Raw genomic sequence first — 8117 nt, 5'->3', positions numbered from 1 at the left:
TCGCTCAGCAAATACGGATAATCCATAGCCAACGCCTCCTTGACGCTGCCATTGAATCAACCAACCATGCCTCTTGCAAGCGATTTAATAGGTCCTGACCCTAGTTTAGGGCGCAGTCCACCAAATTGCGTGGAGCTTTTTCTGGGCGCTGCTCAAGCAGCGATGGGTTCGATTTCGTAGTCAATCGGCTTGAAGGTCCCGCCGCATGAATCATAGGCGGAGCAGGCGGTGAGACCGATCACCAAATCCACGAGTGCAAGAAGCGCGATCCGGTCGCCGGGCTTCGTTTCTGGCGGGAGGACGCGCAAGGCACCGTTGCCAGCTACGGGCACATTCATGAAGATATTGAAGGCGACGGGAATCGCGTCGGGACCGATACCATAGGGCGCGAGCGCTTCGGCCAGGTTCCCGAAACATCCGCGATGCACCGGCTTATCGCGATAGAAATGCCGAAAGGTCGCCTCGCTGCACGGCGTCAGGAGAAAATCGTGGCGGCCCACGGTATCATCGACGATCTCCAGCATGGGGTTCGAACGATTCGACCACAGCCGGTTTCCCGTGGTCAGCTGGATCGTCTCCTCATAGTCGAAGGTTCGCCCGTTGGAGAGTACCTCGGCAGTGTCTGCGCTCATGAAGGCGAGCAGATCGCTCACCTGGCCGCCTTCGGGGTCGATCACCTTGAGCACTTCCCCCTTGCGCAGGGAGAATGCCACGCCGCTGCGGGGTGCGAGGCGGCCGTTCATTGAGCGCGCCTCACATCGCGGAAGGGGCACTGCCATTCGTCGGTGACCACGCGCCCGCTGTATTGACCCGCCTCACTGGCTTCACCGTGGCGCTTCAGCATCGGGTTGGGCGATCCGGCAAGTTCGCTGTCGCGCGACAAGATGACATCCCGCATCCGCTCGTATCGCCCTTCGGCGCGCAAACGTTCGAACTGGTCGTGCAGGTTGAATACCAGTGTCGGGTGAGGGAATCGGCGGGCGGGGCGCGAGGCACCGGGATGCAGGCCGACGACGAAGAAGGCCTCTCCGCCGAAACTGAGCGAGAAATGCGGGCTTTCGGGATCCGCGCTCACCATCGGGTCGTAGTCCTGGCCGCGCCAGGCGTCCTTGTCGGCGAGCGACTGGAGCCGTTCCCACAGGGCGCGTTCGAATTGCTCTTCCGACAGGCCATCGGGTTGTTCGAAGATGACGGCAAGGCTGCGCAGGCCCTCGGGTTCACGGCGATAAGCGAAAGCCCATTTGAGCAATTCGTCGTGAATCTCGACGTCGTTCCAGGCACTCTCGATATTGCGTGCGCGCACTGTCTTCAGACTTCCCCGGGCGAGCGCGGACTTCGCGCCGACGCAGGGAAAGTTTGCGGCGCTTATGTGATCACGGAAACGATCGTCCAGAGTTTCGGGGCGATCTATGGTAGCGGTTTGCAACATGGGGGCCAAACCAACCATCCGCCCAAAGGGTTCCGGGTGCCGAGCCCGTGAGGATGTCAGATCAGTCCGGCCAGCGGGCTTGAGGGATCAGCATACTTACGCGTGGCCATGCGGCCGGAAAGATAAGCCTCGCGCCCAGCCTCGACCGCCAGTTTCATCGCGCGTGCCATGCGGATCGGGTCCTTCGCCTCGGCAATCGCGGTGTTCATCAGCACCCCGTCGCAGCCGAGTTCCATCGCCACCGCTGCATCGCTCGCGGTACCAACGCCCGCGTCGACCAGTACCGGCACTTTCGCCCCCTCGACGATCAGGCGGATGGTTACCCGGTTCTGAATCCCGAGGCCCGAACCGATCGGTGCACCCAAAGGCATAACTGCAACCGCGCCCGCGTCTTCCAGCTGCTTCGCGGCAATCGGATCATCGGTGCAATAGACCATCGGCAGAAAGCCTTCTTTGGCCAGCACTTCGCAGGCGCGGATCGTCTCGACCATGTTGGGGTAGAGCGTGCGCGCCTCGCCCAGCACTTCCAGCTTCACCAGATCCCAGCCGCCCGCCTCGCGCGCCAGCCGAAGCGTGCGGATCGCATCCTCGGCCGTGAAGCAGCCGGCTGTGTTGGGCAGGTAGGTGATTTTCTTAGGATCGATATAGTCGGTCAGCATCGGCGCCTTGGGGTCGCTGACATTGACCCGGCGCACCGCCACGGTGACGATTTCCGCGCCGGATGCCTCGACCGCTGCGGCGTTCTGCGCGAAATCCTTGTACTTGCCCGTGCCGACGATCAGCCGCGAGGTGAACGTCCGGCCCGCGACGGTCCAGCTGTCGCCCTGCCCGCCGCCGACGAAATGCACAATTTCCAGCACATCGCCGTCGCCGAGCGCGACGTCTTCCAATGTCGAGCGGGGGGCGATTTCGCCGTTGCGCTCGACTGCGACCTTGGCTGGATCGAGTCCGAGCTCGCGCACCAGATCGGCAACGGTGCGGGCGGAGGTGCGGCGGGGTTCGCCGTTGACGGTGACGCTGATCGGCTGGGTCATGCCCGCCAGATAGCGGTCAATGCGCGTGGCGCAAGTTCAGGATGTGACCGAGAGAGACGAGGCAGACGCCGATGACAGTCAACACCGCCTCGTGGATTCCGTGCGGCATGGCCAGCGCGCCGCCCATGAAAGACAGCCCGGTCATCGCGATCACGAAAGGCACCGGCCGGCGATTCTGGATCGCGCCCCAGCCGATCGCCACCGCCGCAACCACGAGCGCGATCACCAAGCCAACTTCGTGGATGATCGGGTGCAGCAGGATCTCTCCGCCGATACCGAGCGACGAGACGATGACCACGCTGGCGAAGCAATGCGCGGCACATAGCCCCGAGAGGGCCACGCCGAAGCGGTCGAGCCGCATGCGAATCGAGGAAAGGGTGCGCCGCATTGCCTCGTCCATGTATGAGATGGTGTATCATTCTGCAAGCACTGTTGCGGAATATGGGCTTGGTAGAGCCGGAGCTGCGGCCTATTGCGGCCCACATGACCGCCACCGCGACCGACGACGCTGCCCGTCCCGCTGCACATGTCACGCGCGCGCGCCCGCGCCCGATCGCGGCCTGGCTGTGGTTTGTCGCCGCAATGGTGGTTGTGATGGTCATCGTCGGCGGGATCACGCGGCTAACCGAATCGGGTCTGTCCATCACCGAATGGAAGCCGGTCACCGGAGCGATACCGCCGCTGAGCGAGGTCGACTGGATGGCCGAGTTCGAGCGCTACAAGCAGATTCCCGAGTATCGCAATGTGACCGGCCCTGCCGGGATGACCCTGGAGGATTTCAAGTTCATTTTCTTCTGGGAATGGTTCCACCGGCTGTGGGGCCGGCTGATCGGGGTGGCCTTTGCGCTGCCGCTGGCGTGGTTCTGGCTGCGCGGCGCGATCCCGCAGGGCTACAAGCCGCGGTTGGTCGCGCTGCTGGCGCTCGGCGGGCTGCAGGGCGCGTTCGGCTGGTTCATGGTCCGCTCGGGCCTTTCCGGGCAGATGACCGACGTCAGCCATTTCTGGCTTTCGATCCACCTGCTCACCGCCCTGTTCACTCTCGGCGGGCTGGTCTGGACCGCGCTCGACCTGCGGCGACTGGCGGACATTCCCGATGCCCGGCCCGCCCGTTTCAATCGCGTTTCGATGGTGGTTGCGTTGGTACTCTTTCTCCAGCTGCTGCTCGGTGCCTGGGTCGCGGGGCTCAATGCCGGGCTGGCCTCGGACACATGGCCGTTGATGCAAGGGCGTTTTATTCCCGAGTATGATACGACGCGCGGGTTCTGGTGGGCGGCGGCGCACGATCCGTTCCTGATCCACTTCCTCCATCGATGGTGGGCCTGGGTGACGGTGGCCGCGCTCGTCTGGCTGGGCCGCAGGCTGCGTCCGTTCGACCGACGCGCTTCAATCGCGATCCATTCCGCGTTTGGCATCCAGATTCTGCTGGGCATCGCGACGGTGGTGACCGGTGTCGACCTGTGGATCGCAGTTGCGCATCAGGCTGTCGGCGCGATACTGGTCGCCGTGACCGCTTGGGGGATGCATGTGTTGGGGCGCAAGGTTTGAGCGCGCTGATCTGGAGTCCGTTCGCCGATCCGGATCAGGCGCGCGCCGTCGCAAAGGCGCTGCTGGAAGAGAAGCTGATTGCTTGCGCAAACATCGTTCCCTGTGTCGTTTCAATCTTCGAATGGCAGGGCGAGATCTCCGAAGCGGCTGAGGTCGGCGTGCTGTTCAAGACCCATGCCGACCTGCTCGACGACGCTGTTGCCCGTATCGAGCAATTGCATCCTTACGAATCACCCGCCATTATCGGCTGGCAGGGCAAATCTGTCGGGGTCGCAACCGGTGAATGGCTCGCCAGGCTTTCGGGCGGCGCATGACGGGGTCGGGATATGGAACCATTCGATCGGCGTAGCGCGGTCGCCGGGCTGGGGGCTCTGGCAGCCTGCGCGTCGCTGGGTCCGGCTCCCCTGCTGGCGCAAGACGAGCGCAGGTTTCGTGTTGCGTCCACCCCCTATCGCTTGAGCCGCCGGATCGAACGGGCGCTGTCGGATGGAGCGATGATCGCCGTCACGCGGGAGTGGTCGGTGGTTTTCGCTCCGCTGGGGCGAGGATATCGGCTCGAAGGGTCTCAAGTCAGCGTAGCGGTCGAGGCACCAAGCAACCTGCAAGCGCTGGCCGATATCGAGCGCAATAGGGTTGAGGCAGGGTTCCTGCCGCTGATGCTCAGTGACAGCGGGCTGATCGTCGATCAGGGCGGGGAGACGTCGGAGAACGCCTTGCGCTTCGCCCTCGCGCAGGCAGGTGCGATGATCGAAGCCAGCCAACTCGATGGTGGCGACAAACAGGCGGCTACTGCGTTCCTGCGCCGACTGCATCACACTGCAAGTCAGAGCATCAACCGCTTGCCGGATGACTTTCTTCTGCCGCGGATTCTGGATTTTACCGACCAACGTGACATCTCGCTGGACGGCGGCCTGGGTGGGACGCTCGAGGTTTCGTTCGCTGCTTCCCTCGACCAAGCCGGCGAATGCCTCGCACGGTCCGAGCGGAAGGTTGCCACCAGGCTCGGCGACAGTGCGCTCCATTCGCGCGAAGTCTGGGTTGTAAACCCGGCGTAGACCTCATCAATTTTGGCCGCGGTATTATTTTACCTCCCTCGAAACCCCCCGTTTCGCTTGACTTCCAGCCTCTGAACGAACAGATGGCCCTCGCTTTGCGGGTCCGGCGACGGTCGGCCCCCCGATTCTTCACCGGATGCGTATTCTCGAAACCTGTCCGGTTGAATTGCAACACAGGAACGGAACAACCAGCCATGAAGGCTCTCACCAAGACGACCCGGTCGATCAAGCCGGCCGAGGTCGAAAAGAAGTGGCTCCTGATCGACGCCGACGGCCTTGTGGTCGGTCGGCTCGCCTCGATCGTCGCCAACATCCTGCGCGGCAAACATAAGCCGAGCTTCACCCCGCACGTCGATTGCGGTGACCACGTTATCGTGATCAACGCCGACAAGGTGGCGTTCACCGGTCGCAAGCTGCAGGACAAGCGCTATTACAAGCACACCGGTTACGCCGGCGGGATCAAGGAAATCAGCCCCGCCAAGGTGCTCGAAGGCCGCTTCCCCGAGCGCGTGCTCGAAAAGGCCGTCGAACGCATGATTCCGCGCGGCCCGCTCGGCCGCCAGCAGATGAAGGCGCTGCACCTCTATGCCGGCACCGAGCACCCGCATGACGGCCAGAAGCCCGAAGTGCTCGACGTTGCCTCGATGAACCGCAAGAACAAGGCTACCGCATAATGGCCCCCGAAGACACTGGCTCGAAGAACACTGTGTCCGACCTGTCGGACCTCAAGGACATCGCTGCCGACGCACCGCAGGCCGACGCCGCGGCGGTCGCCGTGTCGACCGCCCCGCTGCGCGAGCAGGAGCTCGACAAGCAGGGCCGGGCCTACGCCACGGGTCGCCGCAAGGATGCGGTCGCCCGCGTCTGGCTCAAGCCCGGCACCGGCAAGATCATCGTCAACGGACGGGAGCAGGAAGTCTATTTCGCCCGTCCGACGCTGCGCCTGATCATCAACCAGCCCTTCGCGATCACCGATCGTGCCGGCCAGTATGACGTCATTGCGACCGTCAAGGGCGGCGGACTTTCGGGTCAGGCCGGGGCGGTGAAGCACGGCATTTCGCAGGCGCTCACCAAATACGAGCCCGCTCTCCGCGCCACGGTCAAGGCCGCAGGGTTCCTGACCCGTGACAGCCGCGTGGTCGAGCGCAAGAAATACGGGCGCGCCAAGGCACGCCGCAGCTTCCAGTTCTCGAAGCGCTAAGCTTCTCCATTCTGGGACAAACTATCGAGGGCGGTTCCGCAAGGAGCCGCCCTTCGTCTTTGTGCGGCTGCTTCGGGACAGCATTCGCGCAAGACTACGGGCCATCCGGATGACCGGCGAAGCTAATGGACCGGGGGGTCGACCCGTGGCACCCGGCCGATCGGTGCGACCGGTGAGCCTGGAACGCGCGGCGGCATCGCATCAGGCGGGATGTCGTCGACCTGCATGGCCAAGGTTTCCGCATCCTCGAGGTTTCGAACGGATACCTCCAGCGCGCCATTTTCCCACCGCAGCTCGTTGAAACTCGGCGGTGTCGATCGGGTGCGTTTCGACAGCGTTCCCGCCCCGATCATCCTGACCGGACCATCCGGGGTTTCCTCCTGTATATCGAAAGCGTCGTGCACATGGCCGGAAAGGACGGCCAGAACCGGCCGCGTCGCCAATGCACGCAACGCCTTCATGCCGTTCCTGGTCAGCGCGGTGCCCTCGGTCCCCACTTCTCGTAGTGGATGATGGACCGCCACCAGAGCTTGCCGGCCCGCTGGCAAGGCATCGATTGCGGCGAGGCACTTGCGCAACGCCCTGTCGGTTACCCAGCCTTTCGACCAATTGAAGCGTGGCTGGGCACGCACCGCAGTCTTGAGCGGGATGACCGACAGTTGGGGCAGGTCGATCTCGCGCTCGACCTTTTCCGCCATGCCGCGAAACCGCCGATAGGGTGTGAAGAACCGCTCGAAAAGGTTGAAATAGGGCAGGTCGTGATTGCCGACGCCCACGCTGACAGGAACATCGAGCGCATTGATCCATTGGGTCGCCGCCGCAAACTCGCGGTGCCGTGCCCGCATTGTGAGATCGCCGGTAATGACGACCGCATCGGGCCGGCATCGGGCAATCTGCTCCTCCGCCCAACAAAGTGCGCGATTGCTTTCGAGGCCGAAATGAATGTCGCTGAAGTGAAAAATGAGGGTCCGGTCAGCCATCGCTGCCGATCGCTAGCAGGTCGACCTCGCACTCGACCAGCGCGAAGTTGGCCGGTGAAGCAAGCTCCTGCGGCTCACCGTCGATCAGCACCGGAAAATTGCATGCATCGACGGCACCTAACCGCATCTGCCCAAACAGCCCGAGGCGATCGTGCGGACCTTCGCGAAAGCGCCTGCGCATCAAGGCCCAGCTTTGCGACACCATGTCGGTTGTGGTCCGGGCATGGAAGCCGCTGGCCGCCAGGCCGAGTTCGGTCGGCGTTATTTCCATCAGGGGATAACCATCATCCATGCCTACAGGGGGATCGAGAAGCTTGACCGGCGGGCCATCAAGGGTCTGGGAGATGGCTTCCGCTGCGCCCTGAAGTACACCCACCACATCTGCCGTGCGCATCGCTTCGCGCACACTGCTCCAACATGTGCCGGGGCCAACCAGCAATCCGGCAAAGGCATCTCCCGCACTGCAGCGGGCAACTTTGGGTCGAACACGCCTCGCACCATTTCGCGCAACACAGGAAAGAATCTCGCCAACCTCCGCTTTGCCGTGCAATCGCAAGCTCAGCAGGTTCATCGTCCCGCCGGGTAACACCAGAACGGCGCCAGCCCAGCCATAAAGCGCGGTCAGCAGCGCATTTACCGTGCCGTCACCGGTAAACACGGCGAGCATATCGATCCCCGCCGCATCCAGATCGCCAGCATTCGGCAAGGCATCGTCGGGAAATGCTATCGTTCGCCGAACCTCGAAATTATTGGCTTCAAGGTCCGAGTGCAGCGCTTCGACAGCTGCTTCGCTGTTACTACCGCTTGCAGCGTTGGCGACCAGCCAGATCGGAGTGGGGGTTGGCATGAACCATCAAGCACCGAACCATGGAC

At 63.2% G+C, this 8117-nt stretch carries 11 protein-coding genes; 5 read left to right on the top strand and 6 right to left on the bottom strand.

Annotation, left to right across the window (positions count from 1 at the left end):
• Positions 1-152: 152 nt before the first annotated feature.
• From NSO95_RS11145 to NSO95_RS11125, 4 genes are read right to left on the bottom strand one after another with little or no spacing between them, the layout of a single operon-like run.
• Positions 153-743: an urea carboxylase-associated family protein gene (locus tag NSO95_RS11145; protein WP_257596313.1), complete on the bottom strand. Its 591-nt coding sequence runs from the start codon at positions 741-743 to the stop codon at positions 153-155.
• Positions 740-1429, bottom strand: coding sequence for a guanitoxin biosynthesis heme-dependent pre-guanitoxin N-hydroxylase GntA (gene gntA / locus NSO95_RS11140; protein WP_257596312.1), 690 nt, complete (start codon positions 1427-1429; stop codon positions 740-742). The genes NSO95_RS11145 and gntA overlap by 4 nt, the downstream gene beginning before the upstream one ends.
• Positions 1430-1485: 56 nt before the next feature.
• Positions 1486-2463 (bottom strand): sulfur carrier protein ThiS, encoded by a 978-nt coding sequence (gene thiS / locus NSO95_RS11135; protein ID WP_301332599.1) that lies wholly within the window; start codon positions 2461-2463, stop codon positions 1486-1488.
• A 16-nt stretch (positions 2464-2479) separates the two neighbouring features.
• Complete coding sequence (locus NSO95_RS11125; RefSeq protein WP_257596310.1) at positions 2480-2863, bottom strand: MerC domain-containing protein; 384 nt, start codon at positions 2861-2863, stop codon at positions 2480-2482.
• An 83-nt stretch (positions 2864-2946) separates the two neighbouring features.
• On the opposite strand from NSO95_RS11125, the gene NSO95_RS11120 reads away from it, so the two are divergent.
• The 5 genes from NSO95_RS11120 (at position 2947) to rpsI (ending at position 6264) form a co-directional block, all read left to right on the top strand.
• The gene (locus NSO95_RS11120; protein ID WP_257596309.1) at positions 2947-4008 is read left to right on the top strand and encodes a COX15/CtaA family protein; all 1062 of its coding nucleotides are present in this window, start codon (positions 2947-2949) and stop codon (positions 4006-4008) included.
• Positions 4005-4322 (top strand): divalent-cation tolerance protein CutA, encoded by a 318-nt coding sequence (gene cutA / locus NSO95_RS11115; protein ID WP_257596308.1) that lies wholly within the window; start codon positions 4005-4007, stop codon positions 4320-4322. The genes NSO95_RS11120 and cutA overlap by 4 nt, the downstream gene beginning before the upstream one ends.
• Positions 4323-4502: 180 nt before the next feature.
• Positions 4503-5063, top strand: coding sequence for a hypothetical protein (locus NSO95_RS11110; protein WP_257596307.1), 561 nt, complete (start codon positions 4503-4505; stop codon positions 5061-5063).
• A gap of 194 nt (positions 5064-5257) precedes the next feature.
• Positions 5258-5737: a 50S ribosomal protein L13 gene (gene rplM / locus NSO95_RS11105; protein WP_257596306.1), complete on the top strand. Its 480-nt coding sequence runs from the start codon at positions 5258-5260 to the stop codon at positions 5735-5737.
• Entirely contained in the window at positions 5737-6264 is a 528-nt protein-coding gene (gene rpsI, locus NSO95_RS11100; RefSeq protein ID WP_257596305.1) for a 30S ribosomal protein S9, read from the top strand. The genes rplM and rpsI overlap by 1 nt, the downstream gene beginning before the upstream one ends.
• Positions 6265-6386: 122 nt before the next feature.
• Here rpsI and NSO95_RS11095 read toward each other — a convergent pair whose 3' ends face one another.
• A complete protein-coding gene (locus NSO95_RS11095) occupies positions 6387-7244 on the bottom strand; it encodes a metallophosphoesterase family protein (protein WP_257596304.1) in 858 nt (285 codons plus the stop codon).
• Positions 7237-8091, bottom strand: coding sequence for an acylglycerol kinase family protein (locus tag NSO95_RS11090; protein WP_257596303.1), 855 nt, complete (start codon positions 8089-8091; stop codon positions 7237-7239). Before NSO95_RS11090 ends, NSO95_RS11095 begins: the two co-directional genes overlap by 8 nt.
• Positions 8092-8117: the final 26 nt, after the last annotated feature.

Origin of the sequence: Parerythrobacter lacustris (assembly GCF_024626475.1) — a bacterium.
Taxonomy (GTDB): Bacteria; Pseudomonadota; Alphaproteobacteria; order Sphingomonadales; family Sphingomonadaceae; genus Parerythrobacter_A; species Parerythrobacter_A lacustris.
The sequence above is the reverse complement of the archived record's forward strand: the minus strand, read 5'-3'. Positions and strand labels throughout refer to the sequence as shown.

Bases quoted from the DNA above. Each gene is read 5' to 3' on its own strand.
- NSO95_RS11145 (WP_257596313.1), bottom strand. From the start codon at position 743: ATGAACGGCCGCCTCGCACCCCGCAGCGGCGTGGCATTCTCCCTGCGC.
- NSO95_RS11090 (WP_257596303.1), bottom strand. From the start codon at position 8,091: ATGCCAACCCCCACTCCGATCTGGCTGGTCGCCAACGCTGCAAGCGGT.
- NSO95_RS11110 (WP_257596307.1), top strand. From the start codon at position 4,503: ATGATCGCCGTCACGCGGGAGTGGTCGGTGGTTTTCGCTCCGCTGGGG.
- rplM (WP_257596306.1), top strand. From the start codon at position 5,258: ATGAAGGCTCTCACCAAGACGACCCGGTCGATCAAGCCGGCCGAGGTC.
- NSO95_RS11125 (WP_257596310.1), bottom strand. From the start codon at position 2,863: ATGGACGAGGCAATGCGGCGCACCCTTTCCTCGATTCGCATGCGGCTC.
- rpsI (WP_257596305.1), top strand. From the start codon at position 5,737: ATGGCCCCCGAAGACACTGGCTCGAAGAACACTGTGTCCGACCTGTCG.
- gntA (WP_257596312.1), bottom strand. From the start codon at position 1,429: ATGTTGCAAACCGCTACCATAGATCGCCCCGAAACTCTGGACGATCGT.
- thiS (WP_301332599.1), bottom strand. From the start codon at position 2,463: ATGACCCAGCCGATCAGCGTCACCGTCAACGGCGAACCCCGCCGCACC.
- NSO95_RS11120 (WP_257596309.1), top strand. From the start codon at position 2,947: ATGACCGCCACCGCGACCGACGACGCTGCCCGTCCCGCTGCACATGTC.
- NSO95_RS11095 (WP_257596304.1), bottom strand. From the start codon at position 7,244: ATGGCTGACCGGACCCTCATTTTTCACTTCAGCGACATTCATTTCGGC.